Source organism: Streptomyces sp. NPDC088785 (assembly GCF_044750685.1).
In the GTDB taxonomy this organism is placed as follows: domain Bacteria; phylum Actinomycetota; class Actinomycetes; order Streptomycetales; family Streptomycetaceae; genus Streptomyces.
This window is the reverse complement of sequence record NZ_JBIVKH010000001.1, coordinates 129,092-151,986: the sequence shown is the minus strand read 5'-3', so window position 1 is coordinate 151,986 and position 22,895 is coordinate 129,092. Positions and strand designations below refer to the sequence as shown.

Sequence of the window (22,895 nt, the reverse complement as noted above, 5' to 3'; positions counted from 1 at the left end):
GCCGGTCCATTCCCCCTCATTCGTGTAATGGCGCCGCCACTCACCGTGATGGAAGGCTCTCCCTCGCAGGTCGGTTCTTGATCGGGAGGCATAGCGATGTCGGTAGGCGAAGAGGTCCGTGCGGACCAGGCGGGCTCGGGGGGACAGAAGAGCCTCGGCACATCCGCCGCGCGGAATCTGGCCACCACCACCAAGTCCGCCCCGCAGATGCAGGAGATCAGCTCCCGCTGGCTGCTGAGGACACTGCCGTGGGTGGACGTCCAGGGCGGTACGTACCGGGTCAACCGCAGGTTGAGCTATTCGGTGGGTGACGGGCGGATCACCTTCGTGAAGACGGGGGACGACGTCCGGGTCATTCCCGCCGAGCTGGGAGAGCTGCCCGCGCTGCGCGACTTCGAGGACGCCGACGTCCTCGGTGAGCTGGCCCAGCGCTGCGCACAGCGGGAGTTCGCGGCCGGCGACGTGCTCGCCTCGTTCGGCAGCCAGGCGGACGAGGTGTTCCTGCTCGCGCACGGGCGGGTGGAGAAGATCGGCACGGGGCCGTACGGGGACGACGCGGTGCTCGGCGTCCTCGCCGACGGCGCCTACTTCGGCGAGCAGGCCCTGCTCGACGACGAGGGCATCTGGGAGTACACGGCACGCGCGGCCACCGCGTGCACCGTCCTCGTCCTGCCGCGCCGCGACCTGGAGCAGGTCGCCGAGCGGTCGGACACCCTGCGCGACCATCTCCAGCAACTGCGCTCCCTTCCGGAGCAGCGGGCCAACACCTACGGAGAGAAGGAGATCGACCTCTCAGCCGGCCACGTCGGCGAAGCCGTCCTGCCGGGCACGTTCGTCGACTACGAGTCGGCGCCGCGCGAGTACGAACTGAGCGTCGCCCAGACCGTTCTGCGCATCCACACGCGCGTGGCCGATCTCTACAACCAGCCCATGAACCAGACGGAGCACCAGCTCCGCCTGACCGTCGAGGCACTGAAGGAGCGCCAGGAGTACGAGCTGGTCAACAACCGGGAGTTCGGCCTCCTCAACAACTGCGAGTACGACCAGCGGCTCCAGCCGCACGACGGCGCGCCCACCCCGGACGACATGGACGAGCTGCTCAGCAGGCGCCGCGGCTCCAAGGTCCTCCTGGCGCATCCCAAGGCGATCGCCGCGTTCGGCCGGGAGTGCAACAGGCGGGGGCTGGTCCCGGAGAGCATCGACGTCGGCGGGCACCGCATCCCGACCTGGCGCGGGGTGCCGATCTACCCGTGCGGAAAGATCCCGATCAGTGACGCGCGGACCACGTCCATCATCTGTATGCGTACCGGAGTGGAGGAGCAGGGAGTCATCGGGCTGCGGCAGTCCGGCATCCCCGACGAGATCGAGCCGAGCCTGTCCGTGCGGTTCATGGGCATCAGCGAGCAGGCGATCATCTCCTACCTGGTGACCACGTACTACTCGGCGGCGGTCCTGGTGCCCGACGCGCTGGGGGTCCTGGAGAACGTCGAGATCGGCCGGTGGCGGTGACGAGCCGCATCCGGTACGCCGTGTCCCCGCCCCTCCGGGCGGGTGCACCGCGGGACCTCGCGACCGGCCTCCGGGGGTGCCCGTGACCCAGACGACGGAGGCGACGAACACGGTGCAGCCGCCCGAGGGCCAGGAAGCGGCGACGATCCTCGCGCAGGCCAGGGCGGCGGTCGACCCCGCGCTGCGGCGGGCCGTCGAGGCCCTGCCGGGGTCCATACGCCGGGTCGCCCGCTACCACTTCGGGTGGGAGCACGCCGACGGCACCCCGGCGGTGGGGCACGCGGGCAAGGCGGTGCGCCCGGCCCTGGTGCTCGCCGCGGCGCGGGCCCTCGGCGGGCGCACCGAGCAGGTGGTGCCGGCCGCGGCCGCCGTGGAGCTGACGCACAACTTCTCGCTGCTGCACGACGACGTTATGGACCGCGACGCCACCCGAAGACATCGGCCCACCGCGTGGGCGGTGTTCGGCGACGCGGACGCGATCCTCACGGGTGACGCGTTGCAGGCCCAGGCGCAGCTGCTGCTCGTCGAGGGCGGGCATCCGGTGGCGACCGCCGCGATGGGCCGGCTCGCCTCGTGCGTGGTGGAGCTGTGCGCGGGGCAGGCCGCCGATGTCGCCCTGGAGCGGCGGGACCCGGCGGAGACCAGCCTGCCGGAGACCCTGGCCATGGCGGAGGCCAAGACCGGGGCGCTGCTCGGCTGCGCCTGTGCGCTCGGTGGGCTGTACGCGGGAGCGGGGGAGGAGGAGGTCGCGGCGCTGGACGCGTTCGGGCGGGCGGCCGGACTCGCCTTCCAGTTGATCGACGACGTCATCGGGATCTGGGGCGACCCGGCCCGTACCGGGAAGCCCGCCGGTGCCGATCTGGTCGTCCGCAAGAAGTCCCTGCCGGTCGTCGCGGCGCTGGCCTCCGGTGGGCCCGCCGCGGAGGAGCTGGCCGCGCGGTACGGGCCGCCGGGGCCCGGGCCGGAGAGTCCGGCCGACATCGAGGCGATCGCGCTCGCCGTCGAGCGGGCCGGCGGGCGGGACTGGGCGCAGGCCCAGGCCGCCGATCAGATGGCACGGGCCGTGGCCGAGTTGCAGCGGGCGGTTCCGGCGCCGGAGGTGGCGGGAGGGTTGTTGTCGCTGGCTGAGTTCGTCACGCGGCGCGAACGGTAGCGCTCCGCTGGGAGGGGGAGGGGGTGAGATTTCGGCGGCCTGCCGTGGGGTGGGCCGCCGTTCGCCGTGGTGCGGGAGGCTTCGGCTAGGGGGTGCCGGTCGCCTGTGGCGCGGAGTGCGCAGTTCCCCGCGTTTCCGGTGGGGCCCCGCGCCTCTGGTTGGCCCCGTGCCCCGGTGGGGCGGGGGGAGTGGGGTGTCTTGTGTGGTGGGGCGGGTGGCGGTGCGTGGTGGCTGGGCGCGCAGTTCCCCGCGCCCCTGCGGGGCTCGTGGTGGGCGGTGTGCAGTTCCCCTGCGGCCCTGCGGGGCCGTGGTGGGCAGTGCGCAGCCCTCCCCCCGCGCCCCTGCGGGGCCGTAGTAGGCGGTGCGCAGTTCCCCGCGCCTCCGGTGGGCCCCGTGCCCCAGTGGGGCCCCGCGCCTCCGTTGTCGCCCCGCGCCCCGGTGGACCCCGCGCCCCGATGGGCCCCGCCTCCCGATGGGGGCTCGCTCTCGGTGGTCGGTGGGGGCCATTTAAGGTGTCAACAGACAATAGTGGGGCCTGAGTTGGAGTGGGGGCGGTTGGTGTGGGTGTGGGGATTCGGCGGGCCGGGGAGCGGGATCGGGACTACATCGTGGGGCTGCTCGATCGCGCGTTCATGGACGATCCGGTGAGCAGCTGGGTGTTTCCCGGTGCCGAGTACCGGCGGGTGCGGCATGCCGGGCTCATGGGGGCGTTCACCGATGCGACGCTCGCCGAGGGGGGCGGCGGGTATGTCGATCTGCTGGAGGACGGTTCGGCCGTCGCGCTGTGGATGGACGTGCCGGACCAGCCGCACGACGAGGATGACGAGGACGGTCCCACCCAGGTGCGGGAGGCCGTCGACCCGGACAACGCGCGGATCGAGACGATCGCCCGTCTCACCGGCGAGGCGCACCCGCGGGGGCGCGCACACACGTACCTCTGGATGATCGGCGTCGCGCCCGGGCGGCAGGGCGAGGGGCTCGGCACCGCGCTGATGACGCCGGTGCTCGACCGGTGCGACCGTGCGGGGCGTCCGGCGTACCTGGAGGCCAGCAGCGTGCGCAGCCGCGCCCTCTACGAGCGGCTCGGGTTCGCCGTCATGGACCGCCCGATCGAACTCCCGGACGGTCCGACGATGTGGCCCATGTGGCGCGAGCCGCAGGCCGGCTGACCGTGCGTCCGGTCCGGCGGCCGGGTCACTCCGGGGGCAGGATCCGCTCGACCAGGCGCGCCACCACGCCGTCCGGCACGCTGGCGCCCGGGATCGCCCCGTCGAGCATGCCCGGCATCGTCAGCTCCTCCAGGATGAGGCCGAGCATGCCCAGGTAGAGCAGGGTGACCTCCTCCGCGCCGCCCGGCAGATCCGACCCGGTGTGGAAGGCGATGCCCGCGTCCAGGTCGCCGCGGAGCGAGCTCTTCAGCGAGGCCCGCAGGTCCGGGCGGCGACTCGCCTCAAGGCGCATCTCCAGCAGCGCGAGGAACCCGGTGCGATCCCCCTGCACCCGCCCCATCAGGTCAAGCATGAACGCGGTGACCAGCGCCCGGTCCCGGGGGCGGGTCAGCAGCTCCCCGACCGTCTCCGGATCGGCGGCGAGCCGGCGGTGCAGCCGGGCGTCGATCTGGTGGAGCAGGTCGTCGCGGTGGGCGAAGTAGTTCGACGACGTGCCCGTCGGCACGCCCGCCGCCGCGTCCACCGCGCGGAACGTCAGCCCGCGCGCCCCCTCGGCCGCCAGCACCTCGACCGCCGCGTCGACCAGCGCCGCCCTGCGTTCGGGATTCCTCACCATCGACCTCGCCTCACCATCGACCTCTCCTCACCTGCCCGTGTGCCGGACCCGCCGGACACCGGATTCACCGGACACCGGATTCACCGGACACCGGATTCACCGGACACCGGACCCTTGCAACCACTACACATGAAGCACTATAACTGTCGTGGTTGAAGCGGTCGGCGCCTCAACTCCCCTGTCCCCCAAGGAAAGAGACCGGTTTGCGCAAGCTCACGTACTTCGTGGCCGTGTCCGTCGACGGCTTCATCGGAGACGAGACCGGCGACGGCGCCATGTTCATGGAGTTCGTCGACGAGGAGTTCCTCGCCTACCTGACCGGCACCTGGCCGGAGACGATCGCGGCGCCCGGCCGGCAGGCCCTCGGGCTCGACGGGGTCGCGAACAAGAAGTTCGACACCGTGATCCAGGGCCGCCGGAGCTACCAGGTGGGTCTGGACGCCGGACTCACCAGCCCGTACGGGCACCTGCGCGAGTACGTCCTCACGCGCAGCCTCGGCGAGTCCCCGCACCCGAACGTGCGGCTGATCCACGACGACGTGGCCGGCGCGGTCCGCGCGCTGAAGGCCGAGGACGGCGACCTGGACATCTGGCTGTGCGGCGGCGCACAGCTCGCCGGGCTGCTCGCGGACGAGATCGACGAACTCGTCCTGAAGACCTACCCGGTGGTGCTCGGCGCCGGCCTGCCGATGTTCGGCGGGCGCCGCTCCTCGCTCGACCGGTTCGACCTGACGGAGAACCGCACGTTCGGCAACGGCGTGATCGTGCGCTGGTACATCAGGACCCGGTGACCGCGCGGGCCCCGTACGTTGGGGGCATGATCGAGCTGCTGCACATCACCGAGCGCCGCCTGTGGGAGAGCGCCCGGGCCGCGGGGACGTACGAGATGTCGACCCGTGGCCGGACGCTCACCGAGGTCGGCTTCATCCACTTCTCGTTCCCGCACCAGGTGCGCCAGGTCGCGGAACTGCTGTACGGGAGCGACCCGGCCCCGGGCGAGCTGGTGGTCCTCGTCGTGGACCCGGCCCGCCTCGACGGGGTCCCGGTGCGGGTGGAGGAGGCCGCGCCGGGCGGGGAGCGGTTCCCGCACCTGTACGGGCCGTTGCCGGTGGCGGCGGTGACCGAGGTGCGTGACTGGCCGCGCCCCCAGGACCGCGGCCAGAAGGAACGCATGCTCGCCGGCGACCTCTATCTCGCCGACGACCCCGAGCTGGAGGCGGACGCCCTGCGCGCCGCCGAACTCGGCGAGCGGTACAACGCGAGCAGCGTCACCGACCTGCCCGCCCGCCAGGCCCTGCTGCGCGACCTGGTCGGCGAGCTGGGCGAGGGCGTCGTGGTCCGGCCGCCGCTCGCCGTCGACTACGGGACGTACATCAGTATCGGCGCGCGGACCTTCATCAACTCCGGGGCGGTGCTGCTCGACGTCGCGCCCATCCGGATCGGTGAGGACGTGCAGATCGGCCCGAACGTCCAACTGCTCACGCCCACGCACCCCATCGAGGCGGAGCCGCGCCGCGCCAAGTGGGAGGCGGCCCGTCCGATCACCATCGGGGACAACGTCTGGCTGGGCGGCGGCGTCATCGTCTGCCCCGGCGTCACCATCGGCGCGAACACGGTCGTCGGCGCGGGGTCCGTCGTCACCCGCGACCTGCCCGCGGACGTGGTCGCGGTGGGCAACCCGGCGCGCGTCGTGCGCGGCCTCCCGGAGAGCTGACCGGCGCCGAAAAAAGAAGACCGCACCTGGTCCATCGGGGTGCCGCGAGCGGCAGACCGAAGGACCAGGTGCGGACCGGAAGACCATGCGACAAGGAAAACGCAGGTCAAACGGCATGATCGGGGATCAAGCCTTCTTGGTCTCCCAGAAGATCTTGTCGATCTGGGCGATGTAGTCGAGCGCCTTCTGGCCCGTGGCCGGGTCGGTCGAGCCCTTGGCGGCCGAGAGGGCCTTCAGGGTGTCGTTGACCAGCTGGTGCAGCTCCGGGTACTTCTCGAAGTGCGGGGGCTTGAAGTAGTCGCTCCACAGCACCGAGACGTGGTGCTTGGCGAGCTCTGCTCGCTGCTCCTTGATGACCGTGGCGCGCGCCTGGAAGTGCGCGTCGTCGTTGCCGGCCATCTTCTCCTGGACGGCCTTGACCGACTCGGCCTCGATGCGGGCCTGGGCCGGGTCGTACACGCCGCAGGGGAGGTCGCAGTGGGCACTGGCCTTCACCTTGGGGGCGAACAGGCGGGAAAGCATGTAGCTGTCCTTCCTCGTGATCGTCTTCTCAGGTGGGACATTACTCCGTGCAGGACGGGTTTTCTCGGGTGCCCCCGGGGGCTTAGGACAAAAGTCCAGGGTGAGACTGGGACTGGTGGAGGATGGGACCGCAAGGGACCGGGGAGGTTGTCTGATGCCCGAGACGGTGGCGGAGGAAGCGCGGGAGAGCAGGGTGCCGTTCCAGCTCATCGAGGTCGAGGGGCCCTCCATGGTGCCCACCCTGTATCCGGGGGACTGGATGCTGGTGCAGCACGGCGCGCGGGTGGGACCCGGCGACGTCATCGTCCTGCGCCACCCGTTCCAGCAGGACCTGCTGGTCGTGAAGCGGATCGCCGAGCGGCGCGGGGGCGGCTGGTGGGTGCTCGGCGACAACGCCGGCGCGGGCGGCGACAGCACCGTCTACGGCGTGGTCCCCGATGAGCTGGTGCTCGCCCGGGTGCGCGGACGGCTGCGGCGCCGCAGGCCGTGGGCGGAGGGGGAGGGTCAGCGCTCGGTCGGCGCCGTGCTGTCCTGGGCGCTCTCCGCCGTGCGTCCGGTGCGCGCGCCGCGGTCCGTGCGCTCCGTGCGCTCCTCGGCCTCCAGGCGCTTGCGGGCGCGGTAGGCGGCGACGTTGGCGCGGGTCGCACAGCGGTCCGAGCAGTAACGGCGCGAGCGGTTGGTGGACGTGTCCAGGTAGGCGTTGCGGCACGGGGCCGCCTCGCACAGGCCGAGCCGGTCCACGCCGTACTCGGTCAGGTGGAAGGCCAGGCCCATCGCGGCGATCGCCGCGTAGCCCGCCGTCGCGTTCGACGGGTGATCGGCGAGGTGCAGGTGCCACAGCGGGCGCCCGTCGTCGTCCCGGTGGTTGTGCCCGGAGACCTGCGGGCTCACCGGGAACTCCAGGAGCAGCGAGTTCAGCAGGTTCACCGCGAGTTCCTCGTCGCCGCCGTCGGCCGCCTCGAACACCGCGCGCAGCCGTGCCCGGACGCCGCGGAAGCGGGTGAGGTCGGCGTCCGTGGCGCGGCGGCCCGCGTCCTGGTTGGTGCCGAACAGGTCGCGCACCGCGCCGACCGTGGTCAGGGAGTCCTTGCCGCGGCCCGGCTCCTCGGTGTTGACGAGGCGCACAGCGTAATCCGAGTAATAGGCCAGTTCCACTTGTAGTCCTTACCGGGGCGGGCTAACGTCGTCCAGCGTGAGCGTAATGCTCACTTCTGCTTTCAGGGTATTACGCACCGCGGGGAGCGGTGCCCGTACAGGAGGCCTTCCATGACGACCCGTACCCCCACCGACTGGCGCTCCTGGCAGGAGAGCTGGGACCGGCAGCAGGAGTGGTACATGCCCGACCGCGAGGAGCGGTTCCGGGTCATGCTCGACATGGTCGAGGCGTGCGTGGGGACGGCGCCCCGGGTGCTCGACCTCGCGTGCGGTACCGGAAGTATCACGGACCGGCTGCTCGCGCGGTTCCCGTCCGCCACGAGTGTGGGCGTCGACCTCGATCCGGCGCTGCTCGCCATCGCGCGCGGCACCTTCGAGGGGGACGAGCGGGTCTCCTTCGTCACCGCGGATCTCAAGGACCCGGCGTGGACCCGGGCGCTGCCGCACGGCTCCTACGACGCCGTGCTCACCGCGACCGCGCTGCACTGGCTGCACACCGGCCCGCTCGGCGTCCTCTACGGGCAGGTCGGGGAGCTGGTGCGGGACGGGGGCGTGTTCATGAACGCGGACCACATGGTCGACGGGTCGACCCCGCGGATCAACGACGCCGAGCGGGCCCTCCGGCACGCCCGGATGGCGGGGGCCAGGGCGGGCGGGGCCGTGGACTGGGCGGACTGGTGGGCGCTGGCCGCCGCCGATCCGGTGCTCGGCGAGGCCACCGCGCGGCGGTTCGAGATCTACGCGGAGCATGCCGAGGGGGACACTCCGTCGGTCGCCTGGCACGTGGAGGCGTTGCGGGGGGCCGGGTTCGGCGAGGCCCGCGCCGTGTGGCGGTCGCCCGGGGACGCGCTGGTGCTGGCCCTGAAGTGACGGGGCCCGTCGCCGGGGGCGGTGTGCCGTGGCGGGCCGTGCGGTTCCCCGCGCCCCGGGACGTCGGCTGGGCACAGCCGCCCGCGCCCCCGGGCGGGCGGGGCTCGCCTTCAGGGGCGCGGGGGACGTGCGCGACCTGCTAGAGGACCTTCGACAGGAACGACTGGGTGCGTTCGTGGCGCGGGTTGGTCAGGACGTCACGGGGATGGCCCGACTCCACGACCACGCCCTCGTCCATGAAGACCAGGCTGTCGCCGACCTCGCGCGCGAAGCCCATCTCGTGGGTCACGACGACCATCGTCATGCCGGACTCGGCGAGGTCGCGCATGACGTCGAGGACGTCGCCGACCAGCTCCGGGTCGAGTGCCGACGTGGGCTCGTCGAACAGCATCAGCTTCGGGTCCATCGCGAGCGCGCGGGCGATCGCCACGCGCTGCTGCTGACCGCCGGAGAGCTGCGAGGGGTAGTTTGCCGCCTTGTCGGCGAGGCCCACCCGGTCGAGGAGTTCCTGCGCCCGGGTGCGGGCCTGCGCCTTGGACTGGCGCTTGACCTGGACCGGCGCCTCCATGACGTTCTCCAGCGCCGTCAGGTGCGGGAACAGGTTGAAGCGCTGGAAGACCATGCCGATGTCGCGGCGCTTGAGCGCCACCTCGCGGTCACGGAGTTCGTAGAGCTTGTCGCCCTGCTGCCGGTAGCCGACCAGGTCGCCGTCGACGTAGAGCCGGCCGGCGTTGACCTTCTCCAGGTGGTTGATGCAGCGCAGGAACGTCGACTTGCCGGAGCCCGACGGGCCGATCAGGCAGAAGACCTCGCCCTGCCGGACCTCCAGGTCGATGCCCTTGAGGACCTCGACGCTGCCGAAGGACTTGTGCACGCCCTCGGCCTTGACCATCGCGTTCATGGGTCACCGCCTCCAAGCGGAGAGCGAGAGCATGTTGGCCTTGACCTTCTGCCACGGCGTGTCCGCCAGCTGCCGCGTCGTGCCGCGCGCGTAGTAGCGCTCGATGTAGAACTGGCCCACGCTGAGGATCGACGTCATGACCAGGTACCAGGCCGCGGCGGTGAAGTACATCTCCACCGGGGCGCCGGACTGCTGGCCGATGTCCTGGGCGTAGCGGAAGAGCTCGTTGAACTGGACCGCCGCGACGAGCGAGGTGGTCTTCAGCATGTTGATGAACTCGTTGCCGGTCGGCGGCACGATGACCCGCATCGCCTGCGGGATCACGATGCGGCGCAGCGTCTTGGAGTGGCTCATGCCGAGCGCGTGGGACGCCTCGGTCTGGCCCTCGTCGACGGACATGAGGCCCGCGCGGCAGATCTCCGCCATGTACGCCGCCTCGTTCAGCCCCAGGCCCAGCAGGGCCGTGAGCAGCGGCGTCATGAAGGACGACCAGTAGTCCTTGTAGATCGGCCCGAGGTTGATGTACTCGAAGACCAGGCCCAGGTTGAACCAGATGAACAGCTGGACCAGGACCGGGGTGCCGCGGAAGAACCAGATGTAGAACCAGGCGATCGAGCTGGTCACGGGGTTCTTCGACAGGCGCATCACGGCGAGCGTGATACCGCCGACGACACCGATCAGCATCGACAGGACGGTCAGCAGCAGGGTCTTGCCGACGCCCGTGAGGATGCGGTCGTCGAAGAAGTACTCCGGGACCGTGCCCCACCGGATCTTGCCCTGGCCGAACGCGTAGACGATCGAGCCGAGGACGGCGAGGGCGACGACGGCGGCGACGTACCGCCCGTAGTGCCGGACCGGGACCGCCCGGATGGCTTCCGGCGCGGCCGCGGGCGGCGGTGTGTCCTCGCCGCCGCCCGTCTTGGCTATGTCAACAGACACGGATCTTGCCTTTCAACGACATCAACTGAACGCGCTGTGCGGTCACTTGCCGCCGTTGACGGTGGCTTCCTTGACGGCGCCCTGCTCGACCTTCCACTTGGCGAGAATCTTGTGGTACTCGCCGTTCTTGATGACGGCGTCGAGCGCGGCCTTGAGCGCGTCGCGCAGCTGCGTCTGGTCCTTGGCGACCGCGATGCCGTACGGGGCGGCCTCGACCTGGTCGCCGACGATCTCGAAGTCCTTGCCGCCGCCCGAGGTCTGCACCGCGTACGCGGCGACCGGGTAGTCGGAGGAGCCGGCGTCCGCGCCGCCCGAGCGCAGCCGGGTCTGTGCCTGCTGGTCGTCGTCGAACGCCTGGATGCCGAGCTTCTTGCCGCCCTTGCACTTCTTGGCCTGCGCCTTGGCGAGGTCGTGCGAGACGGTGCCGCGCTGGACGACGATCTTCTTGCCGCACAGGTCGTCCCAGGTGGAGATCCCCTGGGTCTTGCCCTTCGGCGTGTAGATCGAGACACCGGCGCTGAAGTAGTCGACGAAGTCGACGCCCTCGCCGACCTTCTTGCCGGTGTCGGAGTCGACGCCCTCCTGACGGTCCTTGGTGTCCGTCATGGCCGACATGGCGATGTCGTAGCGGTTCGAGCGCAGGCCCGTGACCAGCGTGTCGAAGGTGCCGTTCTGGAATTCGAACGTCACGCCGAGCTGCTTGCCCAGGGCGGCGGCGAGGTCGGGGTCGATGCCGACCGCCTTGCCGGACTTGTCCTTGAACTCGACCGGCGCGTACGCGATGTCCGAGCCGACGCGGACGACGCCCTTGTCGCGGATGCTCGCGGGGAGCTTGGCGGCCAGCGGCGCGGACTTGGCGGAGGACGCGTCGGAGCCCGCGTCGTCCTTCTTGGTCTGGTCGCCGCAGCCGGTGAGCAGCAGCGTGCCGGCGACCGCGATCGCGCCGGCCGCGGCTATCCGGGTCTTCACGGACTTCCCGGCCTTCGCGGTCGAGCGACGGGTGGTGCGTGCGGTCATGGTGGGGTCCTCCGGCAGGAATGGGGGAGTGGCCTTCAGGGTCGCTGTGGCACACGCCTTCGAGTGTCGCGACCTGCGTGATGACGCATCTTGCCATTCGGACCAGGTCGTTCAGGGGCGCGCCGATGTCAAAATCGGATAACAGGTGACTCAAGATGGTCAACAGGGCCGCACATCACGGTGCATGGGGCCCGCATCATCTGCGGACGTATCGCCCGTCGGCCGGAGAATCTCCGGCGAACCGGCCGCTGTCTCATTATTCGGTCACAAGGTCGGGTCCCACTGGGGTGCGGCTCCATGACGTGTCCACACATGTGGCTATGAGTCATGTCACCGCCACGTGATCGATCACGAATGGGGTCGTCCGCGGCACGGTCCGTCAGGTAAGAAGGTTCTTTACACCCCTCATCCGGGGCTCAGGGCGCGCGTGCGGCGCGCCCGTCGTGTACGTACCCGCGCAGCCGGCCACAAACGGGTCCGGCTGGGACGTACGCGGTGCCCGCCCGCTCCTCAACCAGGGGCGGACCCACCCTCAACTGAAGCAATAAGACTTAAGGGGTCAGACAAGTGGCAGCGGAGATCGTCAATCCTCGCAGCGACGCGAATTTCGGCAACGAGGGCGCTGACGAGCCCTTCGATCCGGCGTTCGCACTGCACCGTGGCGGCAAGATGGCCGTGCAGGCCACCGTGCCGATCCGCGACAAGGACGACCTGTCCCTGGCGTACACGCCCGGCGTCGCGAAGGTGTGCAGCGCGATCGCCGAGCAGCCGGAGCTCGTCCACGACTACACGTGGAAGTCGAGCGTCGTGGCCGTCGTGACGGACGGTACGGCCGTGCTCGGACTCGGGGACATCGGTCCCGAGGCGTCCCTCCCGGTGATGGAGGGCAAGGCCATTCTCTTCAAGCAGTTCGGCGGTGTGGACGCCGTGCCGATCGCGCTCGCGACGACCGACGTCGACGAGATCGTGGACACCGTGGTGCGCCTCGCGCCCTCCTTCGGCGGGGTGAACCTGGAGGACATCTCGGCCCCGCGGTGCTTCGAGATCGAGCGCAAGCTCCAGGAGCGGCTCGACATCCCGGTCTTCCACGACGACCAGCACGGCACCGCCGTGGTGACGCTGGCCGCGCTGAAGAACGCGGCCCGGCTCAGCGGGCGCACGCTCGGCGAGCTGCGCGCGGTGATCAGCGGCGCCGGTGCGGCGGGTGTCGCCATCGCGAAGTTCCTCCTCGAAGCGGGACTCGGCGACGTCGCGGTGACCGACCGCAAGGGCATCGTCAGCCGGGACCGCGAGGACCTCACGCCGGTCAAGCGTGAGCTGGCCGAGATCACCAACAAGGCGGGCCTGTCCGGTTCGCTGGAGGACGCCCTCGCGGGCGCCGACGTCTACATCGGCGTCTCCGGCGGTACGGTCCCCGAGCCCGCGGTCGCCTCCATGGCGCCGGGTGCCTTCGTCTTCGCGATGGCCAACCCCACCCCCGAGGTGCACCCCGACATCGCCCACAAGTACGCGGCCGTGGTCGCGACGGGCCGCTCGGACTTCCCGAACCAGATCAACAACGTCCTGGCGTTCCCCGGCATCTTCGCGGGCGCGCTCCAGGTCCGGGCCTCCCGGATCACCGAGACGATGAAGATCGCCGCCGCGGAGGCGCTGGCCGCCGTGGTCGGGGACGAGCTGTCGGCCGAGTACGTGATCCCGTCGCCGTTCGACGAGCGGGTGGCGCCGGCCGTCACCGCCGCCGTCGCCGCCGCGGCGCGTGCCGAGGGTGTCGCCCGGCGCTGAGTGCCGCGTCGTCCGTCCGGTCGAGGCCCCGCTCCGGCGGGGCCTTCTCCGTCGCGCGGGCCCGCCGATGGGCCGTCCGGGCCCGTTGGCCAGAGGACGTGTGTCACAGGCCGGGGTGGTTCCCCGGGCGGGACGGCGGGCCTATCGTCAAGGTCATGTTCGCCGCCTACGCAGCTCGCATCGACCGTGATCAGCCGTTGAACGGCCTGGAGTTGGGGGAGCGGCCCGCCCCCGAGAACCGGCCCGGCTGGACCACCGTGAACGTCAGGGCCGCCTCCCTCAACCACCACGACCTGTGGTCCCTGCGCGGGGTCGGACTCGGCGAGGAGGCGCTGCCGATGATCCTCGGCTGCGACGCCGCCGGGATCGACCAGGACGGCAACGAGGTCGTCCTGCACTCCGTCATCGGCGAGACCGGTCACGGGGTCGGGCCGCGCGAGCGCCGCTCGATCCTCACGGAGAAGTACCAGGGCACGTTCGCCGAGCGGGTCACGGTGCCCGAGTGGAACGTCCTGCCCAAGCCCCCGGAGCTCTCCTTCGAGGAGGCCGCCTGCCTGCCCACCGCGTGGCTGACCGCCTACCGGATGCTGTTCACCAACGCCGGGGTGCGTCCGGGTGACTCGGTGCTGGTGCAGGGCGCGGGCGGCGGCGTCGCGACCGCCGCGATCGCCCTCGGCAAGGCCGCCGGTCTGCGGGTCTTCGCCACCAGCCGGGACGAGGCCAAGCGCAAGCGGGCGCTGGAACTGGGCGCCGTCGAGGCCGTGGAGTCCGGGGCGCGGCTGCCGCAGCGGGTGGACGCCGTGATCGAGACGGTGGGCGCCGCGACCTGGTCGCACTCCGTCAAGTCCCTGAAGCCGGGCGGCACCCTGGTGATCTCCGGCGCCACCAGCGGCCCCAACCCGCCGGCCGCCGAGCTGAACCGCATCTTCTTCCTGGAACTCAAGGTCGTCGGCTCGACGATGGGGTCCAAGGACGAGCTGGAGGACCTGCTCTCCTTCTGCGCGGCCACCGGGGTGCGGCCCGTCGTCGACGAGGTGCTGCCGCTGGACCGGGCCCGCGAGGGGTTCGCCAGGATGGACGGCGGCGAGCTGTTCGGGAAGGTCGTGCTCAGCGTCTGATCCGAGCGGAGACGGCTGGTCGTACGAGGTCGAAGGGCGTTCCCGGGGTCGGGGGCGCCCTTTCTTCTCGGCGACTGTGTCAATCGAGGTTGACATCGGTCGGCACGTCAACTTACATTGACAGCATGACGGAGGCAACGGATCTCGCCGAGCAGGCGGGTGCCCGCGACCCGCGCGTCGGGTTGCGGGCGGTCGCCGCGCTGCGGCGCCTGCTCGAACAACTGGAAGCGGTACAGGTGCGCAGTGCGCGCAATCAGGGCTGGTCGTGGCAGGACATCGCGGCCGAGCTGGGAGTCAGCCGACAGGCCGTGCACAAGAAGTACGGGAGGCGATGATGTTCGAACGGTTCACCGAGGCGGCCAGGGCCGTCGTCAAGCAGGCGGTCCTGCACGCGGAGCGCGAGCGCGCCGAGCAGGTCGACGAGGGGCATCTGCTGCTCGCCCTCCTGGAGCGGCGCGGCAGCCGGGGCGCCTTCGCGCTCGACGCGCTCGGGCTCGCCGACGAGGGGCGGCGGGCCGAGATCGGGCGGGCCGTCGCGGTCGCCCGGCGCCGGGCCGGACTCTCCCGCGCCGACGCCGAAGCCCTCGCCGGGTTCGGGATCGACGTGGACGAGATCGTCGCCCGCGTCGAGGAGGTCCACGGGGTCGGGGCGCTGGCCGGCGGCCGGCGCCTCGGTGGGCGCCGGCCCTTCGCCCGCGAGGCCAAGAAGGTGCTGGAAGGCTCCCTGCGGGTGGCACTGTCGCACGGGGAGCGGTCCATCGGGGACGAGCACCTGCTGCTCGCGATGGTCTCCCGGGACGGTATCTCCGCCGAGGTGCTGGAGGAGCGCGGGGTGACGGCCGGGGCGGTGGAGCGGGTGCTGTACGGGGACGCGGGGCGGGCTGCCGGGTAGGGGGGCGGGGTCTGGGTGGCGCTGGGTGCCCTGTGCTGTGGTCCGGGGCCGGTGGGTGGGATGCCCTGCGCCGGGATCCGGGCCCGCTGTAGCGCCCTGCGCATGGTCCGGGCCCGCCGTCTGGTGGGCCCGGTGTCAGGGCGTGGGGCTGCGGCTCGGAGTCCGCTCCTCACGTGCCGGAGGGGCTGTTTGGCGCGGAACTCCCGGGGGGGGGGGGCGTCGTTCAGTCGGCGGGCGGCGAGTCCTCGGTGGGCGGGGTCGCCGAGCGCAGGGTCGTCCTGATGTGGGCCGCCGCCTGTGCCAGGTGCTGGCGGGACCGGCGGAGCTGGTCCTCCGTGACGCCGTGGTCGCGGGCCGTGTCGCGGATGTCGTCGCGGAAGCGGTCCAGGAGACGGTCCAGGTCGCGGGACGGGTCGCCGGTGAAGTCCTCCGCGGCCCAGGACGGGACGTACTCGGCCGGGACCGCGTCCGTCGCCGGGCGGAACTCGGGCTCGGGTGCCCGCGCCGGGGGCGGGGTGTCCTTGCCGAAGTTCTTGCCGAACTCGCCGAACTCCTTCGCCAGCTCGGCCAGGCCCTCGCGGACCCCCGTCGGCCAGTCGCCCCGCGCGAAGTGGTCCTGCACCTGGTCCTGGACACGCCGGGCCATGTCCTGGAACTCCTCCTGCGTCTCCTTGGCCTGGCGGCGCGCCCGCTGCGCCTCCTCGCGGGCCCGGCGGCTCTCGTCCTTCGCGCGCCGCGCCTGCTCCTTCCACTCCTGCTTGGCCCGCCGCATCTCCTCCTTGGCGACCCGCCACGAGTCCTTGTCCGTGAGATCGCCGAAGTCCTTGAGGCCGCCGAGGTCGCCCAGGCCGCCGAAGGGGCCGCTCCGGGGTCCCTTGGCGCGGGTGCCGGCCGCGGCGGCCCGCACCTCGCGGCGCAGGTCGCCCGCCGCGCCCCGCACGTCGTCGCGGATCTCGGCCGCCAGCTCGGCGACCGACTCGCGGATCTCCAGCTCCAGATCGGCCAGCTCGCCGCTGCGGTCCGCCAGCTCGGCGCGGCCCGCGTCCGTGATCGCGTACACCTTGCGGCCGCCCTCGGTGGTGTGGGTGACCAGGCCCTCGCTCTCCAGCTTCGCCAGGCGCGGATAGACCGTGCCCGCCGACGGTGCGTACAGCCCCTGGAAGCGCTCCTCCAGCAGCCGGATCACCTCATAGCCGTGGCGCGGGGCCTCGTCGAGCAGCTTCAGGAGGTAGAGCCGCAGGCGTCCGTGGGCGAAGACGGGAGACATGTCAGAGCACCTTCTTGTCGGCGGGGCGGTCCTGCGGGGCGGCCTGCGGCTGCGGGTCCGACGGGTCGTCCTCGCCCGGCGGCCTGCGCAGCAGCGCGATCGAACCGGACACGGTCGTCGCCCGGAGCCTGCCCGAGCCCGCCCCGAGCCGGCCGGTGATCTTGTGCGCGCCCCACTGGCCGGAGACCCGGAGGCCGTCGAAGGCGTTCGACACCGCGCCGCTCGCCGTGTTCGCCTCGACCTCGGTGTCCGCCGGGTGCGGGATGCGGATGGCGATCTCGCCGGAGACGCTGGTCAGCGCCACGTCCGTGGGGCCCGCCGGATCGAGGTCCACGATCATCGAACCGCTCACGGTGTCCGCCTTCACGAAGGACCCCGAGCCCTCGACGACGGTGAGGTCACCCGACACCGAGTTGAACCGGAGGTCGCCGGTGACCGCCTGCGCCTCGACGCTGCCGGACACCGAGCTGGTGCGCACCGGGCCCGTGACGCCCACCAGGGTCGTGTCGCCGGTGACGCCCTTCACCTCGGTGCGTCCCGTCATGCCGGAGACGACCGCGGACGCGCCCACCACGCCGACCTCGACCCGGGTCCCCGTGGGAACCGCGAGCGTGACGACCGCGCTGCGCCGGAAGCCCTTGCGGTCCAGCCACTTGAGGAAGCCCTTCCAGGGCAGGTCGTCGTACACGACCGAGAGCACGCCGTCCGACTGGCTCACGCGCAGCGGCGGCCCCTCCAGGTCCGAGACCTCCAGGCGGGCGGCACCCTCGTCGGTGCCCACGACGTTCACCGTGCCGTCGACCACACGGACGTGCAGGGTCGTGACCGGATCGTCGAAGACGAGCTTCTGCGGTTCCGCGACGGACCACTCGGACATGGTGCGACCTCCCTCGGGACGGGCGGGACGGGTGGGACGAGCGGGGCGGGTGCGGACCGCTGCCGGTGTGACACGCCATATCGCGTTCCCTCGTAAACACGATATATCGCGGATGTGGAAAGTCAAGACTGTCGGGAACGCCCGACCCGGTGAGGGTCTGCCCCCAAGGTGCTCATTTGTGGTCCAAGGCGGGCAAATTGCCCTAGCGTGGGGTCATGTCGTCCCCCGAACCCGCCGGTGCCCTGCTTCTGTGCCGCGCCGAGCCCGCCGTCGTCGGACCCGCCGCGCAGCTCCTGCGCGAGCGGATGCTGCTGGCCCGGGCCGGGCGCGAGTGGAGCGTCCTGGTGCCGGAGACGAAGCCCTGGCTGACCGGCGGGGAGTCCGTCGAGCGCGTGCTCGGCGGCTGGGCCGGTGCGCTCGCCGTCGGCGCCCCCTGGCCGGTGCTGGCGCTGTGGTGGGACGCCGACCGCGGCGGCTTCACGCTCGCCGCCGGCTTCCGGCGCCCGGTCGGCTACGTCTGGCTGGCCAACGGCACCCCGGTCGGTGAGCACGAGGCCCTGCGCACGTTCGCGGCCCGGCTCGGCCTGGACCCCGTACTCGACATGCAGTCGCTGGAGGCCCTCACCGTGCCCGACTCCGGGGCGGACGCCCGGGCCCGGCTGCGCGGTCTGCTCGCGGTCCTCACCCGCGCCGGCCTCACCCTGCCCGCCGGGCTGAGCCCCGGGGAGCCCGCCGACCGGCTGCGCGAGGTCGCCCGCGTCCAGCCGGACGCCGAAGGGGTCGACTGGCCGGGCTGGCGCGACGCCGTGCACGCGGAACTCGACGTCGTGGAGAACAACACCAGCATCGGACCCTGGCTGCGCGGCCCCAGGGCCCGCTGCCTCGCCGCGGTCCAGCTCGCCGCCGGAGCGCCGCTCGCCCTGCACGGGCTGCGCCGCCGCAGCGCCGGCTGGATCACCGCCGGGGCGGTGCTGCTCGCCCACGGCGCGCTGGGCTTCGCGTACGACAGGGTGCGCGCCTCCCGCACCTGACTGACGGACGTACGGCCTACTCGTCCTCGTCGTCCTCGTCGTCCAGCCGCGCGAGCCAGGTGGCCAGGCGCTCCACCGGGACCTCGAAGTCCGGATTCAGGTCGACGAACGTCCGCAGCTGTTCGGCGAGCCACTCGAAGGTGACCTCCTCCTCGCCGCGCCGCTTCTCCAGCTCTTCGATGCCACGGTCGGTGAAGTACAAGGGGTGCTCCGTGCGGATGACGAGACGACTGCCTGACGGTGATTCCCGGCCAGGATAGGCCGACCGCACGCGGAAGGGCCCGGCACCCTCGGGGTGCCGGGCCCTTCCGTGCGGGATGCCGGGGCCCTACGCCTCGAACACCTCACGCACCAGCTGCTCCTGCTCGGCCTGGTGACGCTTGGCCGAGCCGACCGCCGGCGACGAGGAGTGCGGCCGCGAGATGCGGCGCAGGCGCTCGCCGTGCGGGATGTCGGCGCCGACCGCCAGGTCCAGGTGGTCGATCAGGTTGAGCGCGATGAACGGCCACGCGCCCTGGTTCGCCGGCTCCTCCTGCGCCCAGATGTACTTCTCGGCGTTCGGGAACTTGCTGATCTCCGCCTGGAGCTCGGCGCCCGGCAGCGGGTACAGCCGCTCGACGCGGATGATCGCGGTGTCGGTGTTCCCGCTCTTCTTCCGCTCGGCCTCCAGGTCGTAGTACAGCTTGCCCGCGACGAAGACGACCTTGCGGACCGCGTTCGCGTCCACCGTCTCGTCGCCGATGACCGGGCGGAAGCCGCCCGTCGTGAACTCCTCCGCCTTCGACGCGGCGGCCTTGAGGCGCAGCATCGACTTCGGCGTGAAGACCACCAGCGGCTTGTGGTGCGGGTTGTGCACCTGCCACCGCAGGAGGTGGAAGTAGTTCGACGGGAGGGTCGGCATCGCGACCGTCATGTTGTTCTGCGCGCAGAGCTGGAGGAAGCGCTCGACACGGGCCGAGGAGTGGTCCGGGCCCTGGCCCTCGTAGCCGTGCGGCAGCAGCAGGGTGACGCCGGACGTCTGGCCCCACTTCTGCTCGGCGGCCGAGATGTACTCGTCGACGATGGTCTGCGCACCGTTGACGAAGTCGCCGAACTGGGCCTCCCACAGCACGAGCGACTCGGGACGCGCCAGCGAGTAGCCGTACTCGAAGCCCATGACCGCGTACTCGGAGAGCAGCGAGTCGTAGACGTTGTAGCGGGCCTGCTCGGGCGACAGGTAGAGCAGCGGGGTGTAGTCCTCGCCGGTCTCCCGGTCGATCAGCACCGCGTGGCGCTGGCCGAAGGTGCCGCGGCGCGAGTCCTGGCCGGACAGCCGGACCGGGGTGCCCTCCAGGAGGAGGGAGCCGAGGGCGAGGGTCTCGCCCATGCCCCAGTCGATCGTCCCGTCCTCGATCATCGCCGCGCGGCGCTGGAGCTGCGGCAGCAGACGCGGGTGGACCGTGATGTTGTCCGGGATGTTGACCTGGGACTCGGCGATGCGCTTGACGACCTCCTGGGAGATCGCGGTCTGCACCGGCACCGGGAACTCGGCCTGCGGCTGCGGGGAGGTCTCCTCGCTCCCGCTCGCGACGGCCTCGCGGACCTCGGTGAAGACCTTCTCCAGCTGTCCCTGGAAGTCCTGGAGCGCCTGCTCCGCCTCTTCGAGGGTGATGTCGCCGCGACCGATGAGGGACTCGGTGTACAGCTTGCGCACCGAGCGCTTCTTGTCGATCAGGTCATACATCAGCGGCTGGGTGAACGCCGGGTTGTCCGACTCGTTGTGACCGCGGCGGCGGTAGCAGATGAGGTCGATCACGACGTCCTTGTTGAACGCCTGACGGAACTCGAACGCGAGCCGCGCGACGCGGACGACGGCCTCGGGGTCGTCGCCGTTCACGTGGAAGATCGGCGCCTCGATCATGCGGGCCACGTCGGTGGCGTACATGGAGGAGCGCGACGACTCCGGGGCGGCGGTGAAGCCGACCTGGTTGTTGATGACGATGTGGACCGTGCCGCCGGTGCGGTAGCCGCGCAGCTGCGACATGTTCAGCGTCTCGGCCACGACGCCCTGGCCCGCGAAGGCCGCGTCGCCGTGCAGGGCGACGGGCAGGACGGTGAAGTCCGTGCCGCCCTTGTTGATGATGTCCTGCTTGGCGCGGACGATGCCCTCGATGACCGGGTCGACCGTCTCCAGGTGGGACGGGTTGGCGGCCAGCGAGACCTTGATCTGCTCGCCGTCCAGGCCGGTGAAGGTGCCCTCGGCGCCCAGGTGGTACTTGACGTCGCCGGAGCCGTGCATCGACTTCGGGTCGAGGTTGCCCTCGAACTCGCGGAAGATCTGCGCGTAGGACTTGCCGACGATGTTCGCCAGCACGTTCAGCCGGCCGCGGTGGGCCATGCCGATGACGACCTCGTCGAGGCGGGCCTCGGCGGCGGAGTCGATGACGGCGTCGAGCAGCGGGACGACGGACTCGCCGCCCTCCAGGGAGAAGCGCTTCTGGCCGACGAACTTCGTCTGGAGGAACGTCTCGAACGCCTCGGCGGAGTTCAGGCGGCGCAGGATGCGCAGCTGCTCCTCGCGCTCCGGCTTGGAGTGCGGGCGCTCGATGCGGTCCTGGATCCACTTGCGCTGCTTCGGGTCCTGGATGTGCATGAACTCGATGCCGGTGGTGCGGCAGTACGAGTCGCGCAGCACGCCGAGGATGTCGCGGAGCTTCATCATCGACTTGCCGGCGAAGCCGCCGACGGCGAACTCGCGCTCCAGGTCCCACAGCGTCAGCCCGTGCTCGGTGACGTCGAGGTCGGGGTGCTTGCGCTGCTGGTACTCCAGCGGGTCGGTGTCGGCCATGACGTGGCCGCGCACCCGGTAGGAGTGGATCAGCTCGAAGACGCGGGCGGCCTTGGTGACGTCGTCGTCGTGGCTGGCGTCGATGTCCTTGAGCCAGCGGACCGGCTCGTAGGGGATGCGCAGGGCCTTGAAGATCTCGTCGTAGAAGCCGCTCCCCCCGAGGAGGAGGTTCGCGACGACGCGCAGGAACTCGCCGGAGGCGGCGCCCTGGATGACCCGGTGGTCGTAGGTCGACGTGAGCGTCATGACCTTCGAGATGCCGAGCTTGTTCAGGGTGTCCTGGGAGGTGCCCTGGAACTCCGCCGGGTAGTCCATCGAGCCGACGCCCATGATGACCGACTGCCCGGGCATCAGGCGCGGCACGGAGTGCACGGTGCCGAGGCCGCCGGGGTTGGTCAGGGAGACCGTGACACCGGTGAAGTCGTCCATGCCGAGCTTGCCGTCGCGGGCGCGGCGGACGATGTCCTCGTAGGCCTGCCAGAACTCGAAGAAGTTCAGCGTCTCGGCCTTCTTGATGCCCGCGACGACCAGCTGGCGGTCGCCGTTGGGCTTCACGAGGTCGATCGCGAGGCCGAAGTTGATGTGCTCCGGCTTGACCAGGGTCGGCTTGCCGTCCTTGACCGTGAAGGAGTGGTTCATCGACGGCATGGCCTTGATGGCCTGCACCATCGCGTACCCGATGAGGTGCGTGAAGGAGATCTTCCCGCCGCGGGCGCGCTTGAGGTGGTTGTTGATGACGATGCGGTTGTCGAACAGCAGCTTCACCGGGACGGCGCGCACGGACGTGGCCGTGGGGACCTCGACGGAAGCGTTCATGTTCTTCGCGACGGCGGCGGCGGGACCGCGCAGCGTCACGAACTCGGGGCCGGCAGGGGCCTCGGTCGTCACTGGTTCAGCCTTCTTCGGTGCGGGAGCAGGTGCGGGCGTTGCGGCGGGCGCTGCCGGGGCGGCCTTCGCGGGCGCGGCGGCAGACTGTGCGGGAGCTGCGGCTGCGGGCTTCGCGGCGGGCGCGGCGGGAGCCTGCGCAGCGGGCGCCTCGGCGGCGGGCGCCGGGGCGCTGACCGGAGGCTGCTGGGCCGGCTGCGCGGCCGGCTCGGTCGGCGCGGCCCCCGCGGCCGCGGCACCGGGCTTGTAGTCGGCGAAGAAGTCCCACCAGGCTCGGTCAACCGAATTCGGGTCCTGGAGGTACTGCTGATAGATCTCGTCGACGAGCCACTCATTGGGACCGAAGGCAGCCGCAGGGTTTCTTCCCTGCCCGGCTTGGTCGGTCTCGGTGGTCGAGTTACTGGGGGACTGTGGCGACACGGCGTGAACCGCCCTCTTCCGCTTCTCACAAGGTGATGGACAGCGGGAATAAAGGCTACGCCTCCATCGGCGGAACGTGCAGGCCGGGCCGGGATCCGTCGCGTAAGTCACACTGGAAGTCGGGTTTCGGGCCGTGAAATGGCGGGAAACAACCGGGGTTCCGCATGCGCGGATCGCGCGCCCGGCACATCCGGGTACGTCAGGGCGCGGCTTGACCGCTGCCTGACCGAA

General features: G+C 71.3%; 22 protein-coding genes and 1 pseudogene. 13 read left to right on the top strand and 10 right to left on the bottom strand.

Translation table 11 applies throughout. The features are described from left to right. Window positions 1-96 precede the first annotated feature (96 nt). The 3 genes from ACIP5K_RS00685 (at window position 97) to ACIP5K_RS00675 (ending at window position 3,831) form a co-directional block, all read left to right on the top strand. On the top strand, window positions 97-1,509 hold the full coding sequence (locus tag ACIP5K_RS00685) for a family 2B encapsulin nanocompartment shell protein (RefSeq protein WP_401403512.1): 1,413 nt from the start codon (window positions 97-99) through the stop codon (window positions 1,507-1,509). Between the two features lie 82 nt (window positions 1,510-1,591). Beyond that, window positions 1,592-2,662, top strand: a complete 1,071-nt coding sequence (locus tag ACIP5K_RS00680; RefSeq protein ID WP_401403509.1) for a family 2 encapsulin nanocompartment cargo protein polyprenyl transferase — start codon at window positions 1,592-1,594, stop codon at window positions 2,660-2,662. Between the two features lie 560 nt (window positions 2,663-3,222). Beyond that, window positions 3,223-3,831 carry a GNAT family N-acetyltransferase gene (locus ACIP5K_RS00675; RefSeq protein ID WP_401403507.1) on the top strand — a complete coding sequence of 203 codons (609 nt, stop codon included), beginning with the start codon at window positions 3,223-3,225 and terminating at the stop codon, window positions 3,829-3,831. A 25-nt stretch (window positions 3,832-3,856) separates the two neighbouring features. Here ACIP5K_RS00675 and ACIP5K_RS00670 read toward each other — a convergent pair whose 3' ends face one another. After that, window positions 3,857-4,447, bottom strand: a complete 591-nt coding sequence (locus ACIP5K_RS00670; RefSeq protein WP_401403504.1) for a TetR/AcrR family transcriptional regulator — start codon at window positions 4,445-4,447, stop codon at window positions 3,857-3,859. Between the two features lie 203 nt (window positions 4,448-4,650). On the opposite strand from ACIP5K_RS00670, the gene ACIP5K_RS00665 reads away from it, so the two are divergent. From ACIP5K_RS00665 to ACIP5K_RS00655, 3 genes and pseudogenes are all read left to right on the top strand, one after another. Further along, a complete protein-coding gene (locus ACIP5K_RS00665; RefSeq protein WP_401403502.1) occupies window positions 4,651-5,238 on the top strand; it encodes a dihydrofolate reductase family protein in 588 nt (195 codons plus the stop codon). 26 nt (window positions 5,239-5,264) lie between these two features. After that, window positions 5,265-5,585, top strand: a pseudogene (locus tag ACIP5K_RS00660) (DUF952 domain-containing protein); the annotation flags it as partial. 33 nt (window positions 5,586-5,618) lie between these two features. Beyond that, complete coding sequence (locus tag ACIP5K_RS00655) at window positions 5,619-6,161, top strand: sugar O-acetyltransferase (protein ID WP_401405201.1); 543 nt, start codon at window positions 5,619-5,621, stop codon at window positions 6,159-6,161. A gap of 126 nt (window positions 6,162-6,287) precedes the next feature. Here the strand turns inward: ACIP5K_RS00655 and sodN are convergent, their stop codons facing one another. Continuing rightward, on the bottom strand, window positions 6,288-6,683 hold the full coding sequence (sodN, locus tag ACIP5K_RS00650; protein ID WP_324772391.1) for a superoxide dismutase, Ni: 396 nt from the start codon (window positions 6,681-6,683) through the stop codon (window positions 6,288-6,290). 154 nt (window positions 6,684-6,837) lie between these two features. On the opposite strand from sodN, the gene sodX reads away from it, so the two are divergent. Next, on the top strand, window positions 6,838-7,305 hold the full coding sequence (sodX, locus tag ACIP5K_RS00645) for a nickel-type superoxide dismutase maturation protease (protein ID WP_401403499.1): 468 nt from the start codon (window positions 6,838-6,840) through the stop codon (window positions 7,303-7,305). Here sodX and ACIP5K_RS00640 read toward each other — a convergent pair. Next, window positions 7,188-7,838, bottom strand: coding sequence for a CGNR zinc finger domain-containing protein (locus tag ACIP5K_RS00640; protein WP_401403496.1), 651 nt, complete (start codon window positions 7,836-7,838; stop codon window positions 7,188-7,190). The two genes, sodX and ACIP5K_RS00640, sit on opposite strands and share 118 nt — an antisense overlap. A 111-nt stretch (window positions 7,839-7,949) precedes the next feature. Here ACIP5K_RS00640 and ACIP5K_RS00635 point away from each other — a divergent pair, with 111 nt between their 5' ends. Next, the gene (locus tag ACIP5K_RS00635; protein WP_401403493.1) at window positions 7,950-8,708 is read left to right on the top strand and encodes a class I SAM-dependent methyltransferase; all 759 of its coding nucleotides are present in this window, start codon (window positions 7,950-7,952) and stop codon (window positions 8,706-8,708) included. Between the two features lie 139 nt (window positions 8,709-8,847). Here the strand turns inward: ACIP5K_RS00635 and ACIP5K_RS00630 are convergent, their stop codons facing one another. Genes ACIP5K_RS00630 through ACIP5K_RS00620 form a run of 3 tightly spaced genes read right to left on the bottom strand, consistent with a single transcriptional unit; the run spans window position 8,848 to window position 11,565 of the window. Beyond that, the gene (locus ACIP5K_RS00630) at window positions 8,848-9,609 is read right to left on the bottom strand and encodes an amino acid ABC transporter ATP-binding protein (protein WP_401403490.1); all 762 of its coding nucleotides are present in this window, start codon (window positions 9,607-9,609) and stop codon (window positions 8,848-8,850) included. A gap of 3 nt (window positions 9,610-9,612) precedes the next feature. Then, a complete protein-coding gene (locus ACIP5K_RS00625; protein WP_401403487.1) occupies window positions 9,613-10,548 on the bottom strand; it encodes an amino acid ABC transporter permease in 936 nt (311 codons plus the stop codon). A 42-nt stretch (window positions 10,549-10,590) separates the two neighbouring features. Beyond that, the gene (locus ACIP5K_RS00620) at window positions 10,591-11,565 is read right to left on the bottom strand and encodes an ABC transporter substrate-binding protein (protein WP_401403484.1); all 975 of its coding nucleotides are present in this window, start codon (window positions 11,563-11,565) and stop codon (window positions 10,591-10,593) included. Between the two features lie 567 nt (window positions 11,566-12,132). On the opposite strand from ACIP5K_RS00620, the gene ACIP5K_RS00615 reads away from it, so the two are divergent. From ACIP5K_RS00615 to ACIP5K_RS00600, 4 genes are all read left to right on the top strand, one after another. After that, window positions 12,133-13,347 (top strand): NADP-dependent malic enzyme, encoded by a 1,215-nt coding sequence (locus ACIP5K_RS00615; protein WP_401403481.1) that lies wholly within the window; start codon window positions 12,133-12,135, stop codon window positions 13,345-13,347. A gap of 155 nt (window positions 13,348-13,502) precedes the next feature. Beyond that, complete coding sequence (locus ACIP5K_RS00610) at window positions 13,503-14,465, top strand: zinc-binding dehydrogenase (RefSeq protein WP_401403479.1); 963 nt, start codon at window positions 13,503-13,505, stop codon at window positions 14,463-14,465. Between the two features lie 125 nt (window positions 14,466-14,590). After that, complete coding sequence (locus ACIP5K_RS00605) at window positions 14,591-14,800, top strand: helix-turn-helix domain-containing protein (protein WP_111666484.1); 210 nt, start codon at window positions 14,591-14,593, stop codon at window positions 14,798-14,800. Further along, complete coding sequence (locus ACIP5K_RS00600; protein WP_401405199.1) at window positions 14,800-15,357, top strand: Clp protease N-terminal domain-containing protein; 558 nt, start codon at window positions 14,800-14,802, stop codon at window positions 15,355-15,357. The genes ACIP5K_RS00605 and ACIP5K_RS00600 overlap by 1 nt, the downstream gene beginning before the upstream one ends. Before the next feature lie 223 nt (window positions 15,358-15,580). Here ACIP5K_RS00600 and ACIP5K_RS00595 read toward each other — a convergent pair whose 3' ends face one another. Both ACIP5K_RS00595 and ACIP5K_RS00590 read right to left on the bottom strand, forming a co-directional pair. After that, window positions 15,581-16,624 (bottom strand): helix-turn-helix transcriptional regulator, encoded by a 1,044-nt coding sequence (locus ACIP5K_RS00595; RefSeq protein WP_401403476.1) that lies wholly within the window; start codon window positions 16,622-16,624, stop codon window positions 15,581-15,583. A gap of 1 nt (window position 16,625) precedes the next feature. Beyond that, the gene (locus ACIP5K_RS00590; protein ID WP_401403473.1) at window positions 16,626-17,501 is read right to left on the bottom strand and encodes a DUF4097 family beta strand repeat-containing protein; all 876 of its coding nucleotides are present in this window, start codon (window positions 17,499-17,501) and stop codon (window positions 16,626-16,628) included. Window positions 17,502-17,716: 215 nt separating this feature from the next. Between ACIP5K_RS00590 and ACIP5K_RS00585 the strand changes: the two genes are divergently transcribed. Then, window positions 17,717-18,532, top strand: coding sequence for a hypothetical protein (locus ACIP5K_RS00585; RefSeq protein ID WP_401403470.1), 816 nt, complete (start codon window positions 17,717-17,719; stop codon window positions 18,530-18,532). A gap of 16 nt (window positions 18,533-18,548) precedes the next feature. Here ACIP5K_RS00585 and ACIP5K_RS00580 read toward each other — a convergent pair whose 3' ends face one another. Beyond that, window positions 18,549-18,734, bottom strand: coding sequence for a DUF6104 family protein (locus ACIP5K_RS00580; RefSeq protein ID WP_010061466.1), 186 nt, complete (start codon window positions 18,732-18,734; stop codon window positions 18,549-18,551). A gap of 126 nt (window positions 18,735-18,860) precedes the next feature. After that, window positions 18,861-22,664: a multifunctional oxoglutarate decarboxylase/oxoglutarate dehydrogenase thiamine pyrophosphate-binding subunit/dihydrolipoyllysine-residue succinyltransferase subunit gene (locus ACIP5K_RS00575; RefSeq protein WP_401403466.1), complete on the bottom strand. Its 3,804-nt coding sequence runs from the start codon at window positions 22,662-22,664 to the stop codon at window positions 18,861-18,863. Between the last annotated feature and the right edge of the window lie 231 nt (window positions 22,665-22,895).